Raw genomic sequence first — 23,871 nt, forward strand, 5'->3', positions numbered from 1 at the left:
GGCTGACGAACGGCGCAAGGGTTTCCGACGCTTCGCGACCCTTGTCCGCTGGGTCCCGGATCGGGTTCCGCTGACGCTTCACCCGTCCGGGAAAACGGGTGCGGCCGTCATCGAAGATCGGACATCGCGGTGACCCGCACTCGACCCAGGAAATCGAGCAGCGTCCGGTTGAACGCTTCGGCGCGCGTGACGCTGTGGGCGTGGCCGCCCTCCGGCACGAGGTCGAGGCGGGCGTTGGCGAGGCCGGCGGCGAGGCGTTCGGAGGCGGTGTAGGGCACCAGCACGTCGTCGCGGGCCGCCATCACCAGGGTCTCGTGCGGGATCGCGCCGAGCCGGCCTTCGAGCGTGAAGCGCTCCAGCGCGGCGATCCGCGCGAGCACCGTCTCGGGGCCGGGGAAATGCGCCAGCGCATGCGCCTCGTCCGACGCGACCCGCGTGGCGTTCTCGGAGAGCCACGGGGCCGGATAGAGGAAGATCGCCTGCGCCCGGACGAAGGCCTCCGGGCCGGCCTGGTTCAGGAGCGCCTTGCGGGCGGAAAAGCACCGCAGCGTCGCGGAATCGATCGCGTCCCAGCCGTTGACGACGACGACGCGCCCGACGCGGGTGGGGTGGGCCAGCGCCAGTTGCAGGGCGATCAGCCCGCCGAGCGCGTGCCCGACCACGTCCGCGGTCTCGGTTCCGGTGGCGTCGAGGACGGCCAGCGCGTCCTCGGCCATCGCCGCGATGTCGTGGCCGGGCTCGAGCGCGCCCTTCGAGCGGCCGGTGCCGCGGTGGTCGTAGGTCAGGACCCGGAAGTGCGGGACCAAAGCGGGCATCTGCGGCGCGAAGTAGCCCGCCATCCCGCCGAGCCCCGGGGAGAGCAGGACGGTGCGCGCGCCGTCGCCCGCGACGTCGTGGTGGACCGGCATCAGACCGAGGTGTCGACGGCGAGCGCGCCGACCGGGTGGCCGACATGCGCCACCGAGGCGATCTCCACCAGGGCGTCCGGCTTCACCAGCCCGCACTGGATGCAGTAGCGCGCCGGCTTCTCGCCGGGGAAGTACTCGGCGTAGACCGCGTTGATCGCGGCGTAGTCGGCCCAGTCTTTGAGGAAGACGTGGTTGAAGGTCACGTCGTCCATGGTGCCGCCGGCGGCCGTCACGACGCCCTTGATCGTCTCCAGCACGTGACGCGTCTGGGCGGCGGCGTCGCCGACGTGGACGACGTTGGCGTCGGCGTCGAGCGGCAGGGTGCCGGAGACGTAGAGCACGCCGTCCGCGAGCGTACCGGGGACGTAGGGCGCCAGCGGCTTGCCGGTGCCGGGCGGGATCACGACGGTCTTGGGCATTTCTTTGGGACTCTGTGTTCGGGTCTATTCGGCGGCAATGGCGTCCCTGGCCGACAGGGCGGTCTCGAAGGCGGCCACGTCCGAGACCCAGCCGAAGAAGGTCTCGATGTTGAGGAGCGCGCCCTCCTGCAGGCTCGGCGGGCCGGCCTGGTGGGTGGCGTCGGCGAGCACGATGCCGAAATATTCGAGGAAGAACCCGTCGCGCAGGGTCGATTCCACGCAGACGTTGGTGGCGATGCCGGTGAAGACCAGCGTGCGGATGCCCCGCGCCCGCAGGGTGCTGTCGAGCGCGGTGTTGTAGAAGCCGCTGTAACGGGGCTTGCCCATGACGATGTCGCCGGGCTGCGGCTCGAGCGCGTCGACCAGATCGTAATCCCAGGTGCCGCGGGTGAGCAGCCGGCTGTTCAGCCCCGGCTGCCGCCGCATCGTCTTCAGCGCGTTCGACTTGTGCCAGTTCGGCGAGCCCGGCCCCCCGGCCTCGACGTAGTCCGCGTCCCATCCGTTCTGGAACCACAGCACGACGATGCCGGCCGCCCGCGCGGCGGCGACCGCGGCGGCGATGCGGCCGATCACCGGACCGGTCTGCGAGACGTCGAAGCCGGCCAGATCCAGGTAGCCGCCCTTGGTCGCGTAGGCGTTCTGCATGTCCACGACGATGAGCGCGGTCGCCTCGGGCGCGAAGGCGATCGGCTCGGGGCGCGCCGGCAGCGTCACGCCGCCGAAGCGGCCGGCCGGGTCGCGATATCCGGCGGGCGCCTCCATCACGCGACCTCGGACAGGGGCGCCGCCGAAGCGACGTGCCGGCGGGTCCGCATCAGCGGCTGGATCTTCTGCCCGAAATCGTCGAGCCCTTTCAGGAAGTCGTCGAACACCAGCAGCACCCCGCCGGTGCCGGGCACGGTCATCACGTCGTCGAGCATCCGCGCCACGCTCTCGAACGAGCCGACGAGGGTGCCCATGTTGATGTTCACCGCCGAGGTCGGGTCGGCCATCTGGCGCACGTTGGTGTCGGCGCCCGACTTGGTGTCGGCCGCGCCCTGCACGCCGAGCCAGGCGATGGCCTCCTGGTCGGCCCCCGCCTTGTAGTGCTCCCACTTGGCGTGGGCGGCGGCGTCGGTCTCGTCCGAGATCACCATGAACAGCACGTAGGAGGACACGTCGCGACCGGTCTTCGCCTTGGCGGCCTCAAGGCGCGCGACGGTCGGCGCGAAGGCGGTGGGGGTGTTCACACCCTTGCCGAAGCAGAAGTTGTAGTCGGCGTAGGTGGCGGTGAAGGCCATGCCGGCCTCGCTCTGGCCGGCGCAGATCAGCTTCATCGGCGCCTGCGGTCGCGGGCTCAGGCGGCAATCGTCCATCTGGAAGTACGTGCCCTTGAGGTCGCTGCGCCCTGTCTCCCAGAGCTCGCGCAGGATTTGCGCGTATTCGGAGAGGTACCGGTACCGGTCGGCGAAGAACGCGTCGCCGGGCCAGAGGCCCATCTGCGAATATTCCGGCTTCTGCCAGCCGGTGATCAGGTTGAGGCCGAAGCGCCCGCCGGAGATCGAGTCGATGGTGGCGGCCATCCGCGCGGTGATCGCGGGCGGGAAGCACAGGGTCGGCGCCGTGGCGTACAGCTTGATCTTGGAGGTGACGGCGGCGAGCCCGGCCATCAGCGTGAACGATTCGAGGTTGTGGTCCCAGAACTCGGTCTTGCCGCCGAAGCCGCGCAGCTTGATCATCGACAGGGCGAAGTCGAGCCCGTAGCCCTCGGCCTTCAGCGTGACCGCCTTGTTGAGGGCGAAGCTCGGCTTGTATTGCGGCGCGTTCTCCGAGATCAGCCAGCCGTTGTTGCCGATCGGGATGAAGACCCCGACGTTCATCGCCGCGGCGGGTTCGTTCATCGGCCACCTCTCCGAACGCGAGCCGCGCCGCCCGCGGCGGGCCGGAAGACGGGAACGGTAGCGGCTCGAATCGGCCCGTCAAACCGCCGACGGGCCTCTGCACAAAATCTCCGCGGGTTGCCCAGGCGATGCGCGCGATCCGCCCAGCCGGGAAGCGAAATCGCAGCGGATCGGGCCGGCGAAACGCGGTCTTCGATCTGGTAGACCGGGCTCCGGATCTCTTCCGCGAGGGACGACGCGATGCGCGAGACGCTTGCCCCGAACGCCAGCCCGCCGCGCGAGGCCGCCGGCTCCCGCGCCGCCTACCCGCGCCACGTGCCGATCACCACGCGCTGGGCCGACAACGACGTCTACGGGCACGTCAACAACGTGGTCTACTACGCCTTCTTCGACACGGCGGTGAACGGCCTGCTGGTCGAGGCCGGCGCCCTCGACATCGCACGATCCCCGGTGATCGGCCTCGTGGTCGAGACCGGCTGCCGCTACCACGCGCCGCTCGCCTTCCCCGATCGCGTGACCGCAGGGGTGCGCGTGGCGCGGATCGGAAGGTCGAGCGTGCGCTACGAGATCGGCCTGTTCCGCGGCGACGCGGATGCGGCGTCGGCGGAAGGCTTCTTCGTCCACGTCTACGTCGACCGCGCCACCCGCCGCCCGGTGCCGCTGCCGGAGCCGTTGCGCAGCGTCCTCGAAGGCTGGACGCGGCCCGCTTCGCCGTGACACCTCCGCCGTGACACCTCCGCCCCCCCTTGCTATGGCGCGGGGATGAGGCGCCGCCGGCCCGTCCGGCCGTCGGCGCGAGCGGGTTGACCACGATCATGAACATCTTCGCCCTGTTCGAGGCGCGCGTGCGTGAGGCCGTCGAGGCGCTGGTCCGCGGCGGGACGCTTCCCGAGGGCCTCGACCTTGCCCGGGTCGTGGTCGAGCCGCCGCGCGACGCGAGCCACGGCGACCTCGCGACGAACGCCGCCCTGGTGCTCGCCAAGGAGGCCAAGACCAACCCGAAGGCGCTCGGCGAGGCGCTGGCCGCCGAGCTGCGCCAGGACCCGCGCGTGGTCGAGGCCGCGGTCGCCGGCCCCGGCTTCATTAACCTGCGGCTGGCGCCGGCCGTCTTCCACGACGTGCTGCGCGGCGTGCTGGCCGATCCCGCCGGCTACGGGCGCGGGCACATGGCCGGCGGGCCGGTCAACATCGAGTACGTCTCGGCCAACCCCACCGGCCCGATGCATGTCGGGCACGGGCGCGGGGCGGTGTTCGGCGACGCGCTGGCGAACCTCCTGGTCGCCGCCGGCCGGCAGGTGACGCGCGAGTACTACATCAACGACGCGGGCGCGCAGGTCGACGTGCTTGCCCGCTCCGCCTACCTGCGCTACCGCGAGGCGCTGGGCGAAACGGTCGGCGCGATCCCCGAGGGTCTCTATCCCGGCGACTACCTCGTGCCGGTCGGGCAGGCGCTGGCCGAGACCCACGGCCGCGCGCTGCTCGAAAAGCCGGACTCCGAATGGCTGCCGGTGGTGCGCGAGACCGCCATCGCCGAGATGATGGAGATGATCCGCGGGGACCTCGCCGCGATCGGCATCCACCACGACGTGTTCTTCTCCGAGCGCACCCTGCAGGGGGAGGGCGGCGGCGCCGTCGCAACGCTGCTCGCGGAGCTGCGCGAGAAGGGGCTCGTCTACGAGGGCCGCCTGCCGCCGCCCAAGGGCCAGGTGCCGGAGGATTGGGAGGACCGCGAGCAGACCCTGTTCCGCACGAGGGACTTCGGCGACGACACCGACCGGCCGCTGCTGAAGTCGGACGGCTCCTACACCTACTTCGCCTCCGACATCGCCTACCACCAGGCCAAGTACCTCGCCGGCGCCACCGAGCTGATCGACGTGCTCGGCGCCGACCACGGCGGCTACGTCAAGCGCATGCAGGCGGCGGTGAAGGCCGTCACCGACGGCAAGGCGAGCCTCGACGTGAAGCTGTGCCAGCTGGTGCGGCTGTTGCGCGCGGGCGAGCCGGTGAAGATGAGCAAACGCTCGGGCGAGTTCGTGACGCTCCGCGAGGTCATCGACGAGGTCGGCCGCGACGCGATCCGCTTCATGATGCTCTACCGCAAGAACGACGCGACCCTCGACTTCGACCTCGCCAAGGTGGTCGAGCAGTCCAAGGACAACCCGGTCTTCTACGTCCAGTACGCCCACGCCCGCATCCGCTCGGTGCAGCGGCAGGCGCGCGAGGCGTTTCCCGACTTCGACCCCGCGGACGCTGCCGGGCTCGCGGACGCGGATTTCGCGCTCCTGTCGGATGCGGGCGAGGCCGAGATGCTGCGGCTGATCGCGCAGTACCCGCGGGTGCTGGAGGCGGCCGCCGCAGCGCACGAACCGCACCGGATCGCCTTCCATCTCTACGAGACGGCGAGTAGCCTTCATAGTTTCTGGAACAAGGGCAAAGACTTGCCGCAATTACGGTTTGTTAATCCAACCGACCGAAAGTCAACTCGGGCGAGGCTAGCGCTGATCGAGGCGCTGCGAGGCGTCTTGGCATCCGGTCTCGCCGTCCTCGGCGTGAGCGCTCCGGACGCGATGCGGTGAGTGCGCCCCCGTAAAAGTCGGCGTAGGATGAGGATGCTGCCATGACGAACGCTTCGCGCGCGCCTGTCGACTTCGACGCCTTCGCGCGCGATCTACAGCAGCCCTCGCCGGCCCCGCGTGGGGCCGAGCCGGCCGCGCAGAAGCCCGACCCGCTGGCGGAACTCGCCCGCATCGTCGGGCAGGACGACCCCTTCCGCGCGCTGCTCGCCGCCCGCGACGACCGGCGCGAGCCGGCGGCGCAGACGCAGGGCGCCGCCCACCGCGGCCGCCAGGAGCCGAGCTTCGCGCCCGCGGCCGCCGCCTACGCCGAGCCGCAGCGCAACGCCCCGGCCGACGCCTTCGACCAGTACCTCGCCTCCGTCGATCACGGGTCCGAGCAGCAGGCGCGCTACGCCGAAGCCGAGGCCTACCAGAACGAGGCGGGCGACGCCGAGGCCTACGACCAGCGCAGCCTCAAGCGGGTGAAGCCGCGCAACCGCCTGGTCAAGGTCGGCGCGGGCGTCGCCGTCGTCCTCGTCGCCGTCACCGGCGCGGTGACCTACAAGACCCTGCGGCACGGCGGCGGCGGCGGCGGCGGCGTCCCGGTGGTCCAGGCCGACACCTCGCCGGTGAAGGTCGCGCCGAAGGTCGCCGACGGCGTCGAGATCCCGGACCAGAACCGCCAGATCTACGAGCCCAAGGCCAAGGACAGCCAGATCCGCATCGTCAACCGCGAGGAGCAGCCCCTCGACGTGGCCCAGGCCGCCCGCGCGGCGCAGGGCCAGGAGCGCTCGGCGCAGGATCGCGGCGAGACCGCCAACGTCACCCCGGGCTCGGCCTCGTTCGACGCGTTCGGCCAGCCCCGCAAGGTCCGCACCGTCGTGGTGCGGCCGGATACGCCGCCCCCGGCGGCCCAGCGCGAGGCACAGGCCGAGGCGGCCCCGATTTCGCCGGTCCCGACCATGACGCTGCCGGGCGACGACGCGCCGGCCGCCCGCGCCAAGCCCGGCCGGATGGCGGCGGGGGCGACGCCGCAGATGCCGACCCAGACCGTGACCCAGCAGCCGCCGCCCGCCGCCGTGCAGGCGCCGGCCGCCGAGCGCACGCCCGCTGCGGTCGTGCCGCAGCCGGCCAAACCGAAGGCGCCCCAGCGCGTCGCCGCCGTCGCACCGGAGGCCTCCGCCCCCGTCGAGGCTCCGGCGACGACCGCGACCGTCAGCACCGCCGCCGTCGGCGGGTTCTCGGTCCAGCTCGGCGTGCGCACCAGCGCCAAGGATGCGCAGGCCGCGTTCCGCGAGATGCAGGGCAAGTACGGCCAGCTCGCCGGCAAGCCGGAGCTGATCCGCCAGGCCGAGGTCAACGGCAAGACGATCTTCCGCGTCCGCGTCGGGCCGCTCGCCAAGGCCGAGGCCACCAGCCTCTGCACCGAGCTCCAGGGCGCCGGCGGCCAGTGCTTCGTCGCCAAGAACTGATGTGATCTGAACCGCAACTTGGGCCGCCGACCCGTCGGCGGCCCGCCTGAGTCGCCGCCGCAACACTTCTCCGCCGTCCGGCCCCGCCGCCGGCCGAGGCCACGGTTCGGGCTTGCGGCGCGGGGCGGTCCCGTCGGACGCTTCCCGGCGGATTCGCCCGCTCACGGGTCCTGACAACTTCACCCCCCCTTCCGGGAAGACCGTCGCCGATGACCTCCCGTGCCCTCATCCTCGGCTGCGCCGGCAAGACCCTGTCGGCGGAGGAGACCGCCTTCTTCCGGGACGTGCGCCCCTGGGGCTTCATCCTGTTCAAGCGCAACATCGGCACGCCGGACGAGGTCCGCGCGCTGACCGCGTCGCTGCGGGCGACGATCGGCCGGGACGACGCGCCGATCCTGATCGACCAGGAGGGCGGCCGGGTGCAGCGCATGGGGCCGCCGCACTGGCCGGCCTATCCGGCGGGCGGACGCTTCCGCCGGCTCGACGGGGCGGCGACCGCGATGGCGCGGCTCGGCGCGCGCCTGATGGCGCACGACCTTTCCGAGGTCGGCATCAACGTCGACTGCGCGCCCGTCCTCGACGTGCCGGAGCCCGGCGCCCACGACATCATCGGCGACCGCGCCTACGCCACGACGCCGAGCCAAGTGGCCGAGATCGGCCGGGCGGTGGCCGAGGGCCTGATGGCCGGCGGGGTGCTCCCGGTGATGAAGCACATCCCCGGGCACGGCCGCGCCGCCTGCGACAGCCATCACGGCCTTCCGGTCGTCGAGGCCAGCCTGGAATCCCTGGCCGCCCAGGACTTCGGGCCCTTCCGCACGCTCGCCGACCTGCCGATGGCGATGAGCGCCCACGTGGTGTTCACGCAGATCGACCCCGACCGGCCCGCCACCCAGTCGCGGACCGTGATCGCCGACGTGATCCGCGGCGCGATCGGCTTCGACGGCCTGCTGATGACCGACGACCTCTCGATGCACGCGCTGACCGGTCCGTTCCGGGCGCGGGCGGAGGCGGCCTTCGCAGCCGGCATCGACGTGGCGCTCCATTGCAACGGCGACGCGGACGAGATGCGCGCCGTCGCCGAGGGGACGCCGGCGCTGGAAGGCGACGCCCTGCGCCGCGCCGAGGCCGCGCTCGCCCGGCTCGACCACGGTCGCGACGGCTTCGACCTCCAGCTCGCCCGCGCGCAATTCGCCGCGGCCCTGGCGCAGGCCGCCTGACCGTTGCCGGCGGCGCATGGGTTCGCCCCTCCCGCGCGGGATTGACCGCTTGTGTTAACCCGGCGCGGTCCCTAGGTTCCGGCTGAAATTCCACCGCGGACATGGGCCGTCGCGGACACGTCTCGTAACGATGCGTGGCTCGTGGCGCAGGAGGTTGCCATGGGCAGCATGAGTATCTGGCACTGGGTCGTCGTCGCCGTCATCGTCATGCTGCTGTTCGGACGCGGCAAGGTGTCGGACCTGATGGGCGACGTCGCCAAGGGCATCAAGGCCTTCAAGAAGGGCATGGCCGAGGACGAGACGCCGACGCAGGCCGCGACGCCGCCGGTGGCCCCGTCCGAGCCCGTCCGCACCATCCCGCATGCGGCCGAGACCAGCCCCGGCACCGCGATCCCCGCGAGCCACCTGCCGCAAGGCGAGCGCAAGCCCGTCTGAGGAGGCCCGCACCCGAGAGGGTGCACGGCTCATTTCCCGAGTCCCGTCGGCGCCGTGGCGACGGGTCCGAGGCTGCAGGACCGTCGACGACATGCTGGACATGAGCTGGGGGGAGGTGATGCTGATCGGCGGCGTCGCCCTCATCGTCATCGGGCCGAAGGACCTGCCGAAGGCCCTGCGCACCGTGGGCCAGGTGACGCGGAAGGTCCGCCGCATGGCGGGCGAGTTCCAGATGCAGTTCAACGAGGCGATCCGCGAGGCGGAGCTCGACGACGTCCGCAAGGAGGTCGACGGCATCCGCGACACGGTGCGCAACGCGAGTGGCGGCTTCAACCCGGTCCAGACCATCCGCGACGAGCTGAAGGGCGCCGTCGAGGCACGTGCGCCGAAGCCGAGCGCCGCGACCTTGGCCGACGCGACGGCGCAGTTGAAGGCGGCCGAAAGTGAGACGCCGGCCTCCGGGGGCGGCGCCTACGACGTGCCGAAGGCGCTCGATCAACCTGTCGCGCAGACGACCGCCCAGCACGCGACCGAGATCGCGGCCGCTCCCGCGGCGCCCCCGGTTCCCGGGTCCGTCGACGACCCCTACGGCCCAGCCCCCGATCCGGCGCCGGCGCCGCACGGGCCGGCCCCCTCCGCACCGGCCGCAGGCCATTAAGCGATGATCGACCAGACGGACGAGGCCGAGATCGAGGCGTCGCGGGCGCCGCTCCTCGACCACCTGATCGAATTGCGCGCGCGGCTGATCAAGTCGCTGATCGCCTTCGTGGTGATGTTCTTCGGATGCTTCTTCTTCTCGCGCGAGATCTACAACATCCTCGTCCACCCCTACGTCTCGATCGTCGGGGTCGAGAACGCAAAGCTCATCGCGACCCACTTCCTCGAGCAGGTGTTCACCAACATCAAGCTCAGCGTCTTCGGCGCGGCGTTCCTCGCCTTCCCGGTGATCGCGACGCAGATCTACGCCTTCGTTGCGCCGGGCCTGTACCGGAACGAGCGCAAGGCCTTCATGCCCTACCTCGTCGCCACGCCGGTGTTCTTCATCCTGGGCGCGCTGGTGGTGTTCTTCCTGGCGATGCCGCTGCTGATCAAGTTCTCGGTGTCGCTGCAGCAGGTCGGCGTCGCGGGCGAGCCGACGATCGCGCTGCTGCCGAAGGTCGACGAGTACCTCTCGCTGATCATGACGTTGATCTTCGCCTTCGGCATCGCCTTCCAGCTGCCGGTGATCCTGACCCTGCTCGGGCAGGTCGGCATCATCGACGCCAAGTTCCTGCGCGAGAAGCGGCGCTACGCGATCGTCCTGGTCTTCGTCGCCGCCGCCGTGCTGACGCCGCCGGACGTGATCTCGCAGCTCTCCCTCGCCCTGCCGATGCTGCTGCTCTACGAGGCCTCGGTGTTCTCGGTGTCGCGCATGGAAAAGCTGCGCGCCCGCCGCCGCATCGCCGAAGGGCTCGACCCCTAGGGCCGCGCGAACGCCTGTCGGACCACGAGGCAGGCGCCGCCTTGCGGAGCAGGTCGCCTCCTCAGAGGCCAGGCCCCTTGGCGGCGCCGTAGATCCGGCCGGGGCGCCCGCCCTTCGAGCCCTGGACCACCACGACCCAGGCGTCGGCCTCGCCGACACGGGCGGCTGCGCGGGGCACCTCGAACCGCACCGCCTGGCCCGTCCAGGGGCCGAGGCGCTGCATCCCGCGCACGACGTTGACGTAGGTCGCGGTGCGGCCGCGGTTCTCGCCGCCGCCGATCGCGACCGGGCGGCTGCGCAGGACCGGCACCAGCCAGACGTCCCCCTTGAGCTCGGCCTTCGGCGCCGGCTCGGCCCCGATCTCGATCACGATGCGCTCGTCCCGCTCCTCGCCGCGGACCGGGACGGAGAGGCCGCCGCGGGCGCTCGACTCGCGCAGCAGCTTTTCCAGCGCCGGCCGATCGGAGCCGACGGTCGAGGCCGAGCCGTTGATGACGGCCTGCGGCGTGAACATCTGTCGCGCCCCGTGGACCCCGGAATAGCCGTGCTGGCGCTCGCCGAACGGGCGCTGGGCCAGGGTGTCCTTCCAGCCGAGGTAGTCCCAGTAGGTCACCGGCAGGGTGAGCGCGAGGATGCCGGGCTGGCGCGCGAGGTCGCCGATCACCGGGTCCGCCGAGCGGCATGCGGCGCATCCCTGGCTGGTGAACAGCTCGACGACCGCCCGCAAGGGCTCGGCCGCCGCCGGACGGCACGACATGCCGAGGGTCAGCGCCGCGAGGAGGGCGCGGAGCCGGGCGGGCGCATGGGAACGGACGCGGGTCTCCGTCATCGCCTCAGGAGAGCGCACCGGACGCCGGCTGGGAAATCACGTTGGCTTGAGTCCCACCGCCCAACCGAACGCGCGGCTTCGGCAGCATGTTCGGGCGCCAGCGCCGATGCATCCACAGCCACTGGCCGGGATTCTCGCGCACCCAGCCCTCGACGATTGTTGTCATCGCCTGCATCGCGCCGGCGATCTCGATCGCCCCGTCCGCGTCGCGGGGCAGGTCGAGGGGCGGGGTCAGCTCGAGCCGGAAACGGCCGTTCGGGAGCCGCACCACCCGCGAGCCGTGGACCGGGCAATCGTAATGGCGGGCGAGCTTGGCGAGCAGCGGGTTCGCGAGGCAGGGGCGCCCGAAGAACGACACCACGACGCCGCGGGTGAAGTGCTGGTCGATCAGCTGCCCGAGATGGCCGCCGCGCTCGACCACGCCCTGCATCGCGAAGGCGCCGCCGGGGCCGGAGGCGGCCAAGCCCCCCATGGTCTTGCGCCGCACCTCCTGCACCAGCCGGGCGGCGGCCGGATTGTTCGGCGCGCGGAACACCGCCGTGGTCTCGAGATCGAACTTCGCCGCGCAGATCGCCGGCAGCTCCCAGTTCGCCAGATGCGCCGAGAACACCAGGCCCGGCTGGCCGTCGTCGCGCAACGCCAGGAAGTGCTCCAGGCCCTCGACCTGCATGCGCTGGGTCGCCGGGTCGGCGGGGTCGAAGTCGAACAGCGTGTCGAGGTGGGCGTATTCGGCGCCGGTGCGGCCGAGGTTGTCCCAGGCGGAGCGCGCGATGCCTCGGATCTCGGCCTCGGACGCGTCGGGGAAGGCGGCGCGCAGGTTCGCGAGCGCGGTCCTGTGCGAGGGCAGCCACGGCCCGATCGCGCGCAGAAGCGCGCCGCCGGCGTCGCCCGCCCGCTCGGGACCGAGGATGCGCGACAGCCAGAACACCGTGCGGATCAACGGCAGCATCGCGAAGCCCGCGAGCCGCGGCAGGTTGCGCTTCAGGGTCAGGGCGAGGCGCAGCAACGGGTCACTCTCGGGTGCGGGCCGTCCCGTCGAGGCGGGGAGGGCGGGAGGCGCCGCGGAACGAAACGCCCACGGGAGATTCCGCGGGCTTAGATCATTTCGTCGCGAGAGGGGAGGGCGTCAGAAGCTCACCAGGATCTTGCCGAAGACCTTGCGCGATTCCAGCCGTTCGAGCCCCTGAGCGAAATCCGCCAGAGGATAGACCGTGTCGACGACGGGCCGGATGCCGGCCGCCATCTTGTCCAGCGATTGCGCAATGTTGGCGAGCCGGCAGCCGAACGAGCCGGTGATGCGGTATTGCTGCTGGAACAGCTGCATCAAATTCATGGTGGTCGAGACGCCGGAGGTCGAGCCGCAGGTGACGAGCCGGCCGCCGCGCTTGAGGCAGAGCAGCGAGCCGTTCCAGGTGTCGGGCCCGACATGCTCGAACACCACGTCCACGCCCTTGCGCTTGGTCAGGCGGCGGACCTCGCCCTCGAAGCGTTCGGTGCGGTAGTTGACGACGTGGTCGGCGCCGAGCTCGGCGGCCTTGGCGCCCTTCTCGTCGTCGCCCACCGTCGTGTAGACGGTGCAGCCGATCGCCTTGGCCATGCGGATCGCCGCGGTGCCGATCCCCGAGCCGCCGGCATGGACCAGGATGCTCTCGCCCGGCTCCAGCTTGGCGTTGTCGAACAGCATGTGCTGAACCGTGCCGAAGGCGATGCCGGCGCAGGCCGCGTCGGTGAGGCTGACGGCGTCGGGCACCTTCACCACGAGCCGGGCCGGCATGATGACGAACTCGCGGGCGAAGCCGTCGATGTGGAAGCCCATCACACCGCCGACATCCTCGCAGAGGTTGTCGCGACCCTCGCGGCAGGCGCGGCATCGGCCGCAGGTCATGGCGCCGTAGAGCGCGACCTTGTCGCCGACTTTGAGCCCTTCGACGCCCTCGCCGATCTCGGCGATCTCGCCCGCGGCCTCCGCGCCGACGGTCAGCGGCAGGCGCCGCTTGGCGAAGGCCATGCCGCGAAAGCCCCAGACGTCGATGAAGTTCAGGCCGACCGCGCGGACGCGGACCCGGACCTCGCCGGGGCCGGGGGGAGGGGGCGCCTCGACCTCGGTCAAGCGCAGGTCGCGGTCGCCGAAGAGTTGCAGGGCTTGCATCGGATGACTTTCAAACGCTGGGCCGACCCCATCCGGATCTCGGCCGATCCCATTCACGCCCTCATCCTGAGGCGCCCGCGTCGGCGGGCCTCGAAGGAGCCCTCCGGAGAGCGAAGCGATCCCCGGTTGCCTCCTTCGAGGCCTCCGCTTCGCTCCGGCACCTCAGGATGAGGGCGCGGGGTGGGGTTTAGCACGGCGTTTCGCGCCGGAGCATCAAGCCGGGTTTATTCCGGCGCGAGATAGCGTCGCCGCGCCCAGCCCACGGTCCGGCCGACCTTGACCCGGCACCACGTGGTGCGGCTCGGCGTGTCGTTGGTGCAGCCTGCGACCAGCGCGCGGGCACGGATCTCGCCGACCACCTCGGCGGAGGGGTCTGGCTCGGCGCGGATGCTCAGCGTCTCGCCCCGCGGCAGGCCGTCGACGCGGTAGGGGACCGGATCGGCCCGCACGGCACCCGTGCTGAAGCTGAGCAGCAGGCCGGCGAGGGCGGCCGGGACGTGGCGGGACGCGCGCATGGTCAGCGGTGGACGCCCATCATCGCCGTCAGGCCGCCGTCGACCGGCAGGACCGCACCGGTGACGTAGGCGGCGGGGCCGGCCAAGAGGAACGCCGCGAGCGCCGCCACCTCGGCCGGGTCGGCGAAGCGGCCGGCGGGGATCTGGCGCTCCATGCCGGCGCGGTGGGCGGCGTAACCGGCCATCATCGGCGTGTCGATGAAGCCCGGCGCGATGACGTTGACGGTGACGCCGCGCTTGGCCGACTCGATCGCGAGCGTCCGGCAATAGGCGATCAGCGCGCCCTTGGTCGCGGCGTAAGCCGCGTTGCCGGTGTTGGCGCGGAGTGCCGCCACCGAGCCGATCGCCACGATGCGCCCGGCGCGCGCGCGGGTCATGCCGCGCACGAGGCTTTTGGCGATCCGCGTCAGCGAGAAGAAGTTGACCTGCATCAGCGCCTCGGCCCGGTCCTGGTCGAGCATCGCGGCGAGCGCGTCGTAGGATTGGCCGGCATTGTGCACGAAGCCGTAATAGCTCTCCGCCTCGGCCGCCTCGCAGAAGGCGTCGAGGGCGCCGCGGTCGGCGAGATCGAGCGAAACCGCCTTGAAGCGCGCATCCGGATGGCGCTCGCGCAACTCGGCGAGCAGCGCCTCGGCCGGGGCCTGGGAGGCGCGGTAGGTGAAGTCGACCCCGTGGCCGGCGGCGGCGGCCGCCCGCACGATCGCCGCGCCGAGCCCCGAGGCGCCGCCGGTGACGAGGACGCGACGATCCGCGTTGGCTTCCGCGCTCATGCGGGCTCGGAGCCGAGCACGAGGCAGGTGTTCTGCCCGCCGAAGCCGAACGAATTCGAGAGCACGCGGGAGACCGGCACGTCGCGCGCCGCGGTGACGATGTTGAGCGGGATCGCCGGGTCCGGCACGGTGTAGTTGATCGTCGGCGGGATGCGCCCGTGCCGGATCGTCAGCAGCGAGATCACGGCCTCGATCGCGCCCGCGGCGGTCAGGGTGTGGCCGAGCATCGACTTGTTCGAGGTGACGGGGATGCGCGCCGCGCCCTCCCCGAACACCGCCATCAGGCCCATCGCCTCCATGCGGTCGTTCTCGGGGGTCGAGGTGCCGTGGGCGTTGACGGTGTCGATCGCCTCCGGCCCGATCCCGGCGTCGTCGAGGCTGGCACGGATCGCCGCGATGATCGGCGCGCCGTCGGGGCTGGAGCGGGTGCGATGGAAGCCGTCGCCCTTCTCGCCGCAGCCGAGCACGTAGCCGAGGATCTTCGCGCCGCGCGCCACGGCCGAGGCCGCATCCTCCAGGACCAGGGCCGCCGCGCCTTCGCCCATGACGAAGCCGTCGCGGTTCTTCGAGAACGGCTTCGAGGCCGTCTCCGGCGGATCGTTCTGGGTCGAGAGCGCCGAGAGCAGCGAGAAGCGGATCAGCGATTCCGGGTTCACCGACCCGTCGGTGCCGATGCAGAGCGCCGCCTGCATCTCGCCGCGGCGGATCGCCTCGACGCCGAGTTGGATCGCGGTGGCGCCCGACGAGCAGGCGGTGGAGAGCGAGATCGGCGAGCCCTTGGTGCCGAAGCGCTCGGCGATGCGGTCGGCCACCGTGCCGAAGATGAAGAGGTCGTGCCACGCGTCGAAGCTGCGGGACGCCGCCGCCTGCTGCAGGCCGGCATAGGTCACCGGCCCGTCGCCGCCGCAGGCCTCCGCCAGGGCCTTGCGCTGCGGCCACTCCATCTCGACCGGCGGCACCGCGATGAACAGCGCGCCGGGGAAGTCGCCGGCCGAGCCGAGGCCCGCCTGCGCCACCGCCTCCTCGGCCGCCACGCGGGCGAAGCGCTCGGACAGGGCGGGGGCGACCAGCGGGTCGGTGTCGAGGAAGTCGACCGTGCCGGCGATGCGGGTGCGCAGGCCGTCGGTGGGGAAGCGCGCGATCGCGTGGATGCCGGATCGCCCCTGCGTCAGGGCGGTCCAGGTCGCGTCCTGGCCGTGCCCGAGGGAGGAGACGATGCCGAGCCCGGTGACGGCGACGAGCGGGCGGCCGCTTGCGTCGCGATGGGGGTGTCCGGCCGGGGAATGTGCTGCCATGGCGCCGTCTTAATCGGTTTTTTTCGGCCGTGCATCCCGCGCCGTGACGGATCGGACTTGGCCGTCAGGCCCACTCGCCCCGGCGCATCACCGGCACCGACTGCCCGTCGGCGCCGACGCCGTCCACGTCGACCTCGCCCGAGCCGATCATCCAGTCGATGTGGATCAGGCTGCGGTTGGCGCCGCGGGCCGCAAGGTCGTCCTCGGAGAAGTCCGCGCCGCCGCCCACGAAGCACTTCGAGTAGGCCTGGCCGAGCGCGATGTGGCTCGCGGCGTTCTCGTCGTAGAGCGTGTTGTAGAACAAGAGCCCGGAGGCCGAGATCGCCGAGGAGGCCGGCACCAGCGCGACCTCGCCGAGGCGGCGGGCGCCCTCGTCAGTGTCCAGCACCCGGGCAAGCACGTCGCCGCCGCGGCTCGCCGCCGACTCGACGATGCGGCCTTCGGCGAACCGCACCTGGATGCCCTCGATCAGCGTGCCCTGGTACGAGAGCGGCTTGGTGCTGGTGACGTGGCCCTCGACCCGCGCCCGGTGCGGCGTGGTGAAGACCTCTTCCGTCGGGATGTTGGCGTTGCAGGTGATGCCGCTGCGCGAGGTCGCCGCGCCGCCGCACCATTCGTGGTCGTCGGCAAGGCCGACGGTGAGGTCGGTGCCCGGCCCGCGGAAGCGGATCGCCGAGAAGCGGTGGCCGTTCAGCAGGTCCTTGCGCGCGTGGAGGTGGGCGTTGTGCGCGCTCCAGGCGGCGACCGGGTCCGGGCCGTCGACGCGGGAGGCGGAAAACACCGCGTCCCAGAGCCGGGCGACGGCCTCCGCCTCGGGGAGGTCGGGGAACACGGTGCGCGCCCAGGCCGGGGTCGCCGCCGAGACGATGGTCCAGTTGGTGGCGAAGTTGGCGATCAGTTCCAGCGCCGGCACGTAGGCCTTGGAGCGCGACCTGTTGGCGCGGGCGACCTTCTCCGGGTCCTGGGCCGAGAGCAGCGACGGGTCGTCGCCGCTGATCGCGAGGCGGGCGGCCCCGTTGCGGTAGGCCTCCGCCATGCCCGAATAGAGCCAGCCGGCGGCTTTGTCGAAGGCGGCGTCGGGGGCATGCGCGAAGCGCGCGAGCGTCGCGACGTCGTCGCCGAGGAGCGTGGTCACCAGGGAGGCGCCGGCCCGGTAGGCCTCCGCCGTGATGGCGCGGGCCAGCGGCAGCGCCTCGAGCGGCGCGGTCAGGACCAGTTCCTGCCCGGGCTGTAGGTTGAGGCCGACCCGGACGGCCACGGTGGCGAGCCGGTCGAGCCGCTCCCCTTGCGTCGATCCCACGACCGGCGGCTCAGCATGCGCGTTCATCGCGACCCTCTCCCGTGACGTCCGATCCTGTCGTGCAGGATCGAGCCCTGCAAGATCGGTGCGGGGTCTAACGGATCAGGCGGTGCGCGACCAGATCAGGCGGCGCGCGACCGGTTCAGGCGGCGCGCGACCACGTGATCTCGCCGAGGCTCTCGCGGAAGGCGAAGCGCATCAGGTGATCGGAGACGACGTTCTCCAGGCGGGTCAGCCCGGCGGGATCGGAGGTGGCGATCCGCATCAACAGGGCGTCGGGCTCGGCGTCGAAGGTGCAGACCCGGTCCTCGCCGAACGGCACGGTGCCGTGCTCGGGGGTCGCGGACACCGGGAACTTGTGGCTCCAGTGGCGGCAGAGCTGCTGCAGGTAGCGGCTCGCCTCGGCGGTCTGCACGCGGGCCTGAGAGGTGGGCATCTCGATCGTCTCCTTGAAACGTCACATCGCGGGCCGGCCGCCGTCTTCGCGTCTGCGAAGACCCGCCGCTGGCCCAAGCAAGTGCCGGACCCTGCTGCCGGCCGCGCGACCGAGGTCCACGTTCCAAACGCAACCTCAGCCGTTAACGCCCGGCTAACGCAGGGAAACCCGCACGCTCCCGGCCTGACTCCGGCCGGTCGCGAGTCGCACCTTGGACCGGCCGATGAGCCGATTTATGGCGCGATGCGTCATGCATCATGGCAACAGATGGTGCGTCGCACAATGGAATTCCACCCGCCTCGGCAGTCCGCGACGCGGAACGTCAGGGCAGGGCGGGCTGCGGGTCGGACGACAGGGCGACGACCTTGCCGGGATTGAGGCGATCCTGCGGGTCGAGGCCGGCCTTGATCGCCCGCATCAGGTCGAGGGCGACCGGGTCGCCGTAATGCTGCAGCTCGTCGCGCTTGATCAGGCCGACGCCGTGCTCGGCGGCGATCGAGCCGTCCATCGCGGTCACGATGTCGTGGACGATGCGGTTGAAGTCGGCCCAGGCGCCGAGGAACGCGGCCTTGTCCATGCCGACCGGCTGGCTGAGGTTGAAGTGCATGTTGCCGTCGCCGACATGGCCGAAGGCGCAGACGCGAAGGCCCGGCATCGCCGCCTCGCAGGCCGCGCTCGCCTGCTCGACGAAGTCGGCGAGCCGCGACAGCGGCACCGACACGTCGTGCTTGATCGAGCCGCCCTCGTAGCCCTGCGCATCCGAGAGGTGCTCGCGCAACGCCCAGAGCCCGAGGTTCTGCGCCTCGCTCGCCCCGAGGGTCGCGTCCTCGACGAGCCCGTCCTCGATTGCGTCCGAGAGCGCCGCCTCGAGCTCGGCCCGGGTGTCGGCGTCGGGCCGGGCGGAGGCGAGCTCGATCAGCGCGTAGGCGCCGTGCGCGCCGGCCAGCGGCCGCACCGTGCCGGGCATGTGCCGCAGCACCATGTCGAGCCCGACCGGCGGGATGAACTCGAAGGCGGTGAGATCCCGGTCGGCGCGCTTGCGCAGGCGCGCGAACAGGTCGAGCGCGACCCGCACCGAGGGCAGCCCGACGAAGCCGACCGTGCGCGAGGCTGGCTTCGGGAACAGCTTGAGCACCGCCATCGTGATGATGCCGAGCGTGCCCTCGGAGCCGACGAACAAGTGCTTGAGGTCGTAGCCGGCGTTGTTCTTGCGCAAGGCCTTCAGGCCGTTCCACACCCGGCCGTCGGCGAGCACCACCTCGAGCCCGAGGACGAGGTCGCGGGCGTTGCCGTAGGCCAGCACGGCGATGCCGCCGGAATTGCAGGCCAGCGCCCCGCCGATGCGCGCGGACCCGCGCGAGGCATAGGAGAGCGGGAACAGCAGCCCGGCGGCGTCGGCCGCGTCCTGCACGTCGGCGAGGATCGCGCCGGCCTCGACCACGATGCTCGCGTTCACGGGATCGAGCGACACGATGCGGTTCATCCGCGCCAGCGACAGCACCACGCCGCCATGCGGCACGCCGCCGCCGACGAGCCCGGTGTTGCCCCCCTGCGCCACCACCGCGACGCCGGCGGCCGCGCAGGCCTCGACCACGAAGGCGACCTCCTCTGTCGAGCCCGGTCGCACGGCAGCGAGCGCCGAGCCGCGATAGAGTTTTCGCGACTCCACGAGATACGGGTCGAGGTCGGACGGGGCGGTCAGCACGTGGGCCGCTCCGAGGCGCGCGCGCAGGGCTTCGAGGAGGGTGTCGGCGGAAGGAGCCGGGGCGAGGGCGGGTTCGGTCATGGGCGATTCTTCGGCAGGGATTCTCGAGCGGACGCGGCCGCGATGCAAACGCTGCGGGCTGGCATGGACCGGTCGCTGGCCTAAGACTAGAGTGCTTTCCGCCGAAGTGGACACCGGTTCGGCGAAAGAAAGCACGTTGTAACAAAGGCCTAGAGCCATGGCTCGTCGCAACGCGATGCGGCGTGGCTCTAGCCGCAGCGGGCGCGCGGTCTACCGAATGCCCGAACGACGACCCGCCCCTGTCTCACGAGGCACGCCATGCTGTCCGTCATCCCGAACCCGCCCCGCATCGCCCTGCCGGTCGCCGGCAGCGAAGACCTCTTCCCGGTACGCCGGGTCTACTGCGTCGGGCGCAACTACGCGGCGCATGCCCGCGAGATGGGGAAGGACCCCGACCGCGAGCCGCCGTTCTTCTTCATGAAACCCGCCGACGCGCTCCAGGCCTGCGGATCCGAGCCGACGCACCACCCCTATCCGCCGCGCACCGAGAACTACCATTTCGAGATCGAGCTGGTGGCCGCGCTCGCCACCGGCGGGCGCGACATCCCGGTCGAGACCGCCCTCGATCACGTCTACGGCTACGCCATCGGCCTCGACATGACCCGGCGCGACCTTCAGGACGAGGCCAAGGCGCTCGCCCGCCCCTGGGACCTCGGCAAGGCCGCCGATTTTTCCGCGCCGATCGGCCCGATCCACCCGGCCGCCGCGATCGGGCATCCGGCGCGGGGGCCGATCACCCTCTCGGTCGACGGCGCAGAGCGACAGCGCGGCGACCTCGCCGACATGATCTGGTCGTTGCCCGAGCAGATCGCCTACCTCTCGGCCTATTTCGAGCTTCAGCCCGGCGACCTGATCTTCACCGGCACGCCGGCCGGCGTCAGCCCGGTGCGCCGGGGCGAGCGCATGGTCGGCGCCGTCGCGGGCCTCGGCGAGATCGTCCTGGACGTGGCCTGAGCGGCCGGGCCCCGCCGATGACGAAGCTCCTCGACCGGCCGCTGGCGCGCCGCCTGTTCCACCTCGGCGCGCTGGCGACCCGCGGGATGACGCTCGGCGTCCGCGGCGCGGCCTTCGACCCGCAAGGCCGCGTCTGCCTCGTGCGCCACACCTACGTCACCGGCTGGCAGCTGCCCGGCGGCGGCGTCGAGCGCGGCGAGACCGCGCCGGAGGCGATGGCGCGCGAGTTTCGCGAGGAGGCCGAGATCGCCCTCGCCCCGGGGGCGGCGCTGCGCCTGCACGGCTTCTATCGCAACCGCGCGGCGTCGCCGCGCGACCACGTCGCCCTCTACGTCGCCCCGGCCTTCACGGTGCTCGGCGAGAAGCGGCCCGACCGCGAGATCGCGGCCTGCGCCTTCTTCGCCCTCGACGCGCTCCCCGACGCGACCACCCGCGCGACGGTGGCGCGCCTGCGCGAGATCCGCGACGGCCTTCCGCCCGCCGACCTCTGGTGAGAACCGGCGGCGCGAAAAATCCTCGCGGAGGGCGCTTGCAACGCCGGTTGGAATGGTGTTTAGAGAGCGCCGCCGGGGCCGCCGGGCACGAGAGTTTCCAGCGGACCAGCATTGTGAGCGGGTGTAGCTCAGGGGTAGAGCACAACCTTGCCAAGGTTGGGGTCGAGGGTTCGAATCCCTTCGCCCGCTCCAAATTTTCCAGGCAAATAGAACGACTTAGCAAAGCCGCCTCCGGGCGGCTTTTTGCTGTGGGGCCGTAACTGGGGCCGAAACGTGTGAAAACCCCGCCCGGGAGACCCCCGGCAGGGTGAAGGCGACAGCGCCTACCAGTTGATGCACCCGGCGGATTTCATGACCCGCGGGTGGCTTGCCCGGTCCGGCTGTGACGTCGCGAGGGGAGGCTGCCACCCCTCGCGTGTCCTGTTCCAGGTCACGCCCGCCACCATCGCGTGCGCTGCCGCACGCGAGGTCGGGTCAGCCGTTCCGCTTCCGGTCGCGGCGCTTCCGGGCCCTCTCGCGGCGCAGGCGCTCCGCGACGTTCACCGCGGCCTTGTCCAGCGTGCCGTCCTTCACGCGCCGGTGGAGCGGTCGCGGCTCCGGACTGCCCGTGGAGAACACGTTCAGCGTTTCGCCTCCGTTCATCAGCACGATGTGCGTGAGGCGCGGGACCGTGACGAACGGGGAGTTGCGGAAATCGCCGTGATGGGCCGCCATCATCTCGGCGGCCTCCTGCGAGGCCACGCGGATCGCGCCTATCTTCGGGTTCCAGCCCGCGCCTCTCGCGAGCAGTTCGTGTCCGCCGCTCAGGATCCACGCCTCGTGGCCATGCCGGCGCTTTGCATCCTGGTAGACGCAGTAGACCAGGTCGTGAGCCTTGACGAAGCGCTCGACCCACGCGTCGACATCGCCACCGCTCTGCGCGATGGGCAGCAGGTCCCGTCCGGACTGGTCCGCGAGCTCGATGAGCTCCACGAGCAGGTCGGGGTCGGTCTCGTCTTCCGAGATATCGTCGGGGTGGAATGCAATGATGTGCCTCCTTCGTTGAAGAGGCACCTTAGATGTACCGAAAAACCTTCCAGAACCTTAGCGGACCCCACCTTATTTCTTTATCGATCTTCGCAATATTTGCTTCACCTTGACTGATCTTGAAGATGATCGCTCGAATTTGAGGGATCGACCTTATCGGTCGTTATCCAGGCGATCCGTGCCGCGGGAAGGGGCTTCGGTAACTTTCGCTTTGTCGGAAGGCCCCTTTGGGCGGTCCAAGGCCCGGGAAGGCCCGACAAAGCGAGCAAACGACCTCGACGGAGCCTCCACAAAGGCTTTGAGGGGCCATTCACAAGGTTTCAGCCCTCAGAACAAAGGGCTCAGGCCGGATTTCGCTTTGTTAAGGCCAAAAACAAAGTGAAATCCGGGTTTTCGCTTTGTTAGACCGCCAAAACAGCGGCAAAGCGGTGTTTTCGGTGCCTTAAGTCGACTTAGTGCCGCTACAAAGCATCGTAAGACGTGTTTTCCGGAGTTTTAGGCCCGAAAACGGGGTTCTAACAAAGGGCTCCGCTCGATTTCGCTTTGTTATGGCCCTCAACAAAGCGAAATCCGAGCTCAGCCCTTTGCTGCAGCCCCAAACGGCCTCCGCCTCAGCTGTCGCCCCACGCGATCGCCAGGCCGACGGCGGTCCCCAGCGGCAGGCCGAACGCCAGCCAGATGACCAGGACCTGCAGCGACCCGTGGATCATGGCTTCCTCCCCACGCGGCGCCGGTCGTTGTGGACCTCGCGCTTCACGGCGTGCTCGATCCACAGGGCGAGCGCGTCCCGAATTTGGACTCCCGCTCGGCCGGGCCGTCCCCGGGATCCGCGGCGATGATGCGCTCGACGGTCCACGTCGCCCCGCGGGCGAGCTCGTCGATCGTGGCCTGCTTCATGGCCTGAGATCCAGTTCGACCTTGTTGCCCGGGACGTACCAGGTCGCCTCGACACCATGCCCGGCTTCCCGCGATCCGTACGGGTCCGCCGGGTCGACGTACTGGGACAGCACGTAGAGGGGCGTGGTCCCGTCCGGGTTTCGGGCGCCGTCGATCGTGAGGCCGGCGAGGTGGCCGTCGTGGCGGATGACGAACGACGGCTCCAGCTCCGAGACCCAGCACCCGAGCATGCGTCGGAGCTCGGCCGATCGAAGCTCCTGCTGCCGCGCTAGGGCCAGGTCGACCATCGCCGCGAACACGGCGCCCGGCGACATGGCGTCGACCGCCGCGGGATCCGGTGCCGATTCCTTCAGGGTCGACACGCCGTGTTGCAGGCGATCCCACAGGTTCGGGCCTCGCCCTGGCACGCCAGCGGTGACGAACCCGTCATTAGCGACCTCGGCCCGCTTGGCCCACCACTCCAACGGTCGCTGCTCGATCATGCTCGCCTCCGTGCCTTGGCCTCGGCTGCCCGGTGCGCCTTGCGGTTGGGGACGGCCTCCTGGAGCCCGGCCAGCATCGAGACGAGTGGGCTCATGCTCCGGTAGGTCACCTCGACCTCCGTGGTGAGCTCGATGCCCCGCGCCATGCGCTGGACCACCTCAGGCAAGGCCATGCGCCTCAAGGGGATCCGGCGACCGGAGACGTCGATGCTCTCGCTCATGCCCTCAACCCCTGAAGCTGCCTCTCGATGCCGAGGCGGACGGCGATCGCATGCCGCACCTGGCGGACGAATTCCTCGGACGGGTCCTCGCGAAAATCGTTCGGGGTGCAGTGCCAGGCGCAGTAGACGATCACGGCGTCGCCCCGCGTCGCCCTCGCGCCGTTGACGGTGACGACGTCGCCCCGGGCCTCGATCCGGATCTCGTCGCCCTCCGAAGGCAGGCCGATGGCTTCGAGAGCCTCCATCGCGATCCGGCCGGGGGCTTGGCCTACCCATAGGGAATGCGGCAGGGACCGCTGTTCCTCAGGGATCACCACGGCCATGCGGGGCGGCGTCATGCGGAAGGGCGTCTCGGTGTAGATGCGCATG

27 protein-coding genes and 1 tRNA gene are annotated in these 23,871 nt (G+C 71.0%); 10 read left to right on the forward strand and 18 right to left on the reverse strand.

The annotated features are described in order from the left end of the window. Positions 1-107 precede the first annotated feature (107 nt). Genes rutD through rutA form a run of 4 tightly spaced genes read right to left on the reverse strand, consistent with a single transcriptional unit; the run spans position 108 to position 3,186 of the window. Entirely contained in the window at positions 108-908 is an 801-nt protein-coding gene (gene rutD, locus MFF13_RS00270; RefSeq protein ID WP_238270040.1) for a pyrimidine utilization protein D, read from the reverse strand. Next, positions 908-1,327, reverse strand: a complete 420-nt coding sequence (gene rutC, locus MFF13_RS00275) for a pyrimidine utilization protein C (protein ID WP_238270042.1) — start codon at positions 1,325-1,327, stop codon at positions 908-910. Before rutC ends, rutD begins: the two co-directional genes overlap by 1 nt. Positions 1,328-1,351: 24 nt before the next feature. Further along, complete coding sequence (gene rutB, locus MFF13_RS00280; RefSeq protein ID WP_238270045.1) at positions 1,352-2,089, reverse strand: pyrimidine utilization protein B; 738 nt, start codon at positions 2,087-2,089, stop codon at positions 1,352-1,354. Beyond that, entirely contained in the window at positions 2,089-3,186 is a 1,098-nt protein-coding gene (gene rutA / locus MFF13_RS00285) for a pyrimidine utilization protein A (RefSeq protein ID WP_147815824.1), read from the reverse strand. The genes rutB and rutA overlap by 1 nt, the downstream gene beginning before the upstream one ends. Positions 3,187-3,447: 261 nt before the next feature. On the opposite strand from rutA, the gene MFF13_RS00290 reads away from it, so the two are divergent. From MFF13_RS00290 to tatC, 7 genes are all read left to right on the forward strand, one after another. Next, complete coding sequence (locus MFF13_RS00290) at positions 3,448-3,924, forward strand: acyl-CoA thioesterase (RefSeq protein WP_147815822.1); 477 nt, start codon at positions 3,448-3,450, stop codon at positions 3,922-3,924. 98 nt (positions 3,925-4,022) lie between these two features. Further along, positions 4,023-5,783 carry an arginine--tRNA ligase gene (gene argS / locus MFF13_RS00295; protein WP_238270047.1) on the forward strand — a complete coding sequence of 587 codons (1,761 nt, stop codon included), beginning with the start codon at positions 4,023-4,025 and terminating at the stop codon, positions 5,781-5,783. A gap of 41 nt (positions 5,784-5,824) precedes the next feature. Beyond that, positions 5,825-7,234, forward strand: a complete 1,410-nt coding sequence (locus MFF13_RS00300; protein WP_238270049.1) for an SPOR domain-containing protein — start codon at positions 5,825-5,827, stop codon at positions 7,232-7,234. Positions 7,235-7,443: 209 nt separating this feature from the next. Next, on the forward strand, positions 7,444-8,451 hold the full coding sequence (gene nagZ, locus MFF13_RS00305) for a beta-N-acetylhexosaminidase (protein ID WP_238270051.1): 1,008 nt from the start codon (positions 7,444-7,446) through the stop codon (positions 8,449-8,451). A 159-nt stretch (positions 8,452-8,610) separates the two neighbouring features. After that, the gene (locus MFF13_RS00310) at positions 8,611-8,886 is read left to right on the forward strand and encodes a twin-arginine translocase TatA/TatE family subunit (protein ID WP_147752884.1); all 276 of its coding nucleotides are present in this window, start codon (positions 8,611-8,613) and stop codon (positions 8,884-8,886) included. A gap of 91 nt (positions 8,887-8,977) precedes the next feature. Further along, positions 8,978-9,544, forward strand: a complete 567-nt coding sequence (tatB, locus tag MFF13_RS00315) for a Sec-independent protein translocase protein TatB (protein WP_238270053.1) — start codon at positions 8,978-8,980, stop codon at positions 9,542-9,544. A gap of 3 nt (positions 9,545-9,547) precedes the next feature. Continuing rightward, positions 9,548-10,348: a twin-arginine translocase subunit TatC gene (gene tatC, locus MFF13_RS00320; RefSeq protein ID WP_147752882.1), complete on the forward strand. Its 801-nt coding sequence runs from the start codon at positions 9,548-9,550 to the stop codon at positions 10,346-10,348. Positions 10,349-10,409: 61 nt separating this feature from the next. Here the strand turns inward: tatC and MFF13_RS00325 are convergent, their stop codons facing one another. From MFF13_RS00325 to MFF13_RS00365, 9 genes are all read right to left on the reverse strand, one after another. Then, positions 10,410-11,177, reverse strand: coding sequence for a DUF1223 domain-containing protein (locus MFF13_RS00325; protein WP_238270054.1), 768 nt, complete (start codon positions 11,175-11,177; stop codon positions 10,410-10,412). Between the two features lie 4 nt (positions 11,178-11,181). After that, positions 11,182-12,183 (reverse strand): lipid A biosynthesis lauroyl acyltransferase, encoded by a 1,002-nt coding sequence (locus MFF13_RS00330; protein ID WP_238270056.1) that lies wholly within the window; start codon positions 12,181-12,183, stop codon positions 11,182-11,184. A 120-nt stretch (positions 12,184-12,303) separates the two neighbouring features. Then, positions 12,304-13,326, reverse strand: a complete 1,023-nt coding sequence (locus MFF13_RS00335; protein ID WP_147828730.1) for a zinc-binding dehydrogenase — start codon at positions 13,324-13,326, stop codon at positions 12,304-12,306. Positions 13,327-13,550: 224 nt separating this feature from the next. Further along, positions 13,551-13,841 carry an SH3 domain-containing protein gene (locus MFF13_RS00340; protein ID WP_147828731.1) on the reverse strand — a complete coding sequence of 97 codons (291 nt, stop codon included), beginning with the start codon at positions 13,839-13,841 and terminating at the stop codon, positions 13,551-13,553. Between the two features lie 2 nt (positions 13,842-13,843). Next, positions 13,844-14,611: an SDR family NAD(P)-dependent oxidoreductase gene (locus tag MFF13_RS00345; protein ID WP_147828732.1), complete on the reverse strand. Its 768-nt coding sequence runs from the start codon at positions 14,609-14,611 to the stop codon at positions 13,844-13,846. Beyond that, positions 14,608-15,906, reverse strand: coding sequence for a beta-ketoacyl-ACP synthase (locus tag MFF13_RS00350; RefSeq protein ID WP_238270058.1), 1,299 nt, complete (start codon positions 15,904-15,906; stop codon positions 14,608-14,610). Before MFF13_RS00350 ends, MFF13_RS00345 begins: the two co-directional genes overlap by 4 nt. A gap of 64 nt (positions 15,907-15,970) precedes the next feature. Further along, positions 15,971-17,233, reverse strand: a complete 1,263-nt coding sequence (locus MFF13_RS00355) for an aminopeptidase (RefSeq protein ID WP_238270060.1) — start codon at positions 17,231-17,233, stop codon at positions 15,971-15,973. 115 nt (positions 17,234-17,348) lie between these two features. After that, positions 17,349-17,642 (reverse strand): DUF2218 domain-containing protein, encoded by a 294-nt coding sequence (locus tag MFF13_RS00360; protein ID WP_147752874.1) that lies wholly within the window; start codon positions 17,640-17,642, stop codon positions 17,349-17,351. Positions 17,643-17,964: 322 nt separating this feature from the next. Further along, the gene (locus tag MFF13_RS00365; RefSeq protein ID WP_238270062.1) at positions 17,965-19,428 is read right to left on the reverse strand and encodes an FAD-binding oxidoreductase; all 1,464 of its coding nucleotides are present in this window, start codon (positions 19,426-19,428) and stop codon (positions 17,965-17,967) included. Positions 19,429-19,686: 258 nt separating this feature from the next. On the opposite strand from MFF13_RS00365, the gene MFF13_RS00370 reads away from it, so the two are divergent. The 3 genes from MFF13_RS00370 to MFF13_RS00380 all read left to right on the forward strand — a co-directional run bounded on the left by MFF13_RS00370 (position 19,687) and on the right by MFF13_RS00380 (position 21,068). Continuing rightward, positions 19,687-20,382 (forward strand): fumarylacetoacetate hydrolase family protein, encoded by a 696-nt coding sequence (locus tag MFF13_RS00370; protein ID WP_238270064.1) that lies wholly within the window; start codon positions 19,687-19,689, stop codon positions 20,380-20,382. Between the two features lie 17 nt (positions 20,383-20,399). Continuing rightward, complete coding sequence (locus MFF13_RS00375; RefSeq protein WP_147752871.1) at positions 20,400-20,876, forward strand: NUDIX domain-containing protein; 477 nt, start codon at positions 20,400-20,402, stop codon at positions 20,874-20,876. A gap of 117 nt (positions 20,877-20,993) precedes the next feature. After that, positions 20,994-21,068: transfer RNA gene (locus tag MFF13_RS00380), tRNA-Gly, on the forward strand. Positions 21,069-21,350: 282 nt separating this feature from the next. On the opposite strand, the gene MFF13_RS00385 is transcribed toward MFF13_RS00380, so the two are convergent. From MFF13_RS00385 to MFF13_RS00405, 5 genes are all read right to left on the reverse strand, one after another. Continuing rightward, positions 21,351-21,929, reverse strand: coding sequence for a hypothetical protein (locus MFF13_RS00385; protein ID WP_238270065.1), 579 nt, complete (start codon positions 21,927-21,929; stop codon positions 21,351-21,353). 726 nt (positions 21,930-22,655) lie between these two features. Continuing rightward, positions 22,656-22,799 carry a hypothetical protein gene (locus MFF13_RS00390; RefSeq protein ID WP_238270067.1) on the reverse strand — a complete coding sequence of 48 codons (144 nt, stop codon included), beginning with the start codon at positions 22,797-22,799 and terminating at the stop codon, positions 22,656-22,658. Then, positions 22,796-23,281, reverse strand: a complete 486-nt coding sequence (locus tag MFF13_RS00395) for a hypothetical protein (RefSeq protein ID WP_238270069.1) — start codon at positions 23,279-23,281, stop codon at positions 22,796-22,798. Before MFF13_RS00395 ends, MFF13_RS00390 begins: the two co-directional genes overlap by 4 nt. Then, a complete protein-coding gene (locus tag MFF13_RS00400) occupies positions 23,278-23,502 on the reverse strand; it encodes a hypothetical protein (protein WP_238270071.1) in 225 nt (74 codons plus the stop codon). The genes MFF13_RS00395 and MFF13_RS00400 overlap by 4 nt, the downstream gene beginning before the upstream one ends. After that, a complete protein-coding gene (locus MFF13_RS00405) occupies positions 23,499-23,870 on the reverse strand; it encodes a fasciclin domain-containing protein (RefSeq protein WP_238270073.1) in 372 nt (123 codons plus the stop codon). The genes MFF13_RS00400 and MFF13_RS00405 overlap by 4 nt, the downstream gene beginning before the upstream one ends. Between the last annotated feature and the right edge of the window lies 1 nt (position 23,871).

The sequence above is a fragment of the Methylobacterium cerastii genome, assembly GCF_022179125.1.
Lineage (GTDB): Bacteria > Pseudomonadota > Alphaproteobacteria > Rhizobiales > Beijerinckiaceae > Methylobacterium > Methylobacterium cerastii.

What these genes read in the sequence shown, in the direction of transcription:
- MFF13_RS00310 (WP_147752884.1), top strand. Translation starts at nt 8,611, where the DNA reads ATGGGCAGCATGAGTATCTGGCACTGGGTCGTCGTCGCCGTCATCGTC.
- tatB (WP_238270053.1), top strand. Translation starts at nt 8,978, where the DNA reads ATGCTGGACATGAGCTGGGGGGAGGTGATGCTGATCGGCGGCGTCGCC.
- MFF13_RS00300 (WP_238270049.1), top strand. Translation starts at nt 5,825, where the DNA reads ATGACGAACGCTTCGCGCGCGCCTGTCGACTTCGACGCCTTCGCGCGC.
- rutB (WP_238270045.1), bottom strand. Translation starts at nt 2,089, where the DNA reads ATGGAGGCGCCCGCCGGATATCGCGACCCGGCCGGCCGCTTCGGCGGC.
- rutA (WP_147815824.1), bottom strand. Translation starts at nt 3,186, where the DNA reads ATGAACGTCGGGGTCTTCATCCCGATCGGCAACAACGGCTGGCTGATC.
- MFF13_RS00290 (WP_147815822.1), top strand. Translation starts at nt 3,448, where the DNA reads ATGCGCGAGACGCTTGCCCCGAACGCCAGCCCGCCGCGCGAGGCCGCC.
- MFF13_RS00375 (WP_147752871.1), top strand. Translation starts at nt 20,400, where the DNA reads ATGACGAAGCTCCTCGACCGGCCGCTGGCGCGCCGCCTGTTCCACCTC.
- nagZ (WP_238270051.1), top strand. Translation starts at nt 7,444, where the DNA reads ATGACCTCCCGTGCCCTCATCCTCGGCTGCGCCGGCAAGACCCTGTCG.
- MFF13_RS00400 (WP_238270071.1), bottom strand. Translation starts at nt 23,502, where the DNA reads ATGAGCGAGAGCATCGACGTCTCCGGTCGCCGGATCCCCTTGAGGCGC.
- MFF13_RS00360 (WP_147752874.1), bottom strand. Translation starts at nt 17,642, where the DNA reads ATGCCCACCTCTCAGGCCCGCGTGCAGACCGCCGAGGCGAGCCGCTAC.
- rutC (WP_238270042.1), bottom strand. Translation starts at nt 1,327, where the DNA reads ATGCCCAAGACCGTCGTGATCCCGCCCGGCACCGGCAAGCCGCTGGCG.
- MFF13_RS00405 (WP_238270073.1), bottom strand. Translation starts at nt 23,870, where the DNA reads ATGCGCATCTACACCGAGACGCCCTTCCGCATGACGCCGCCCCGCATG.
- MFF13_RS00365 (WP_238270062.1), bottom strand. Translation starts at nt 19,428, where the DNA reads ATGACCGAACCCGCCCTCGCCCCGGCTCCTTCCGCCGACACCCTCCTC.
- MFF13_RS00390 (WP_238270067.1), bottom strand. Translation starts at nt 22,799, where the DNA reads ATGAAGCAGGCCACGATCGACGAGCTCGCCCGCGGGGCGACGTGGACC.
- MFF13_RS00335 (WP_147828730.1), bottom strand. Translation starts at nt 13,326, where the DNA reads ATGCAAGCCCTGCAACTCTTCGGCGACCGCGACCTGCGCTTGACCGAG.
- MFF13_RS00340 (WP_147828731.1), bottom strand. Translation starts at nt 13,841, where the DNA reads ATGCGCGCGTCCCGCCACGTCCCGGCCGCCCTCGCCGGCCTGCTGCTC.
- MFF13_RS00350 (WP_238270058.1), bottom strand. Translation starts at nt 15,906, where the DNA reads ATGGCAGCACATTCCCCGGCCGGACACCCCCATCGCGACGCAAGCGGC.
- MFF13_RS00325 (WP_238270054.1), bottom strand. Translation starts at nt 11,177, where the DNA reads ATGACGGAGACCCGCGTCCGTTCCCATGCGCCCGCCCGGCTCCGCGCC.
- MFF13_RS00355 (WP_238270060.1), bottom strand. Translation starts at nt 17,233, where the DNA reads ATGAACGCGCATGCTGAGCCGCCGGTCGTGGGATCGACGCAAGGGGAG.
- MFF13_RS00370 (WP_238270064.1), top strand. Translation starts at nt 19,687, where the DNA reads ATGCTGTCCGTCATCCCGAACCCGCCCCGCATCGCCCTGCCGGTCGCC.
- rutD (WP_238270040.1), bottom strand. Translation starts at nt 908, where the DNA reads ATGCCGGTCCACCACGACGTCGCGGGCGACGGCGCGCGCACCGTCCTG.
- MFF13_RS00395 (WP_238270069.1), bottom strand. Translation starts at nt 23,281, where the DNA reads ATGATCGAGCAGCGACCGTTGGAGTGGTGGGCCAAGCGGGCCGAGGTC.
- tatC (WP_147752882.1), top strand. Translation starts at nt 9,548, where the DNA reads ATGATCGACCAGACGGACGAGGCCGAGATCGAGGCGTCGCGGGCGCCG.
- MFF13_RS00345 (WP_147828732.1), bottom strand. Translation starts at nt 14,611, where the DNA reads ATGAGCGCGGAAGCCAACGCGGATCGTCGCGTCCTCGTCACCGGCGGC.
- argS (WP_238270047.1), top strand. Translation starts at nt 4,023, where the DNA reads ATGAACATCTTCGCCCTGTTCGAGGCGCGCGTGCGTGAGGCCGTCGAG.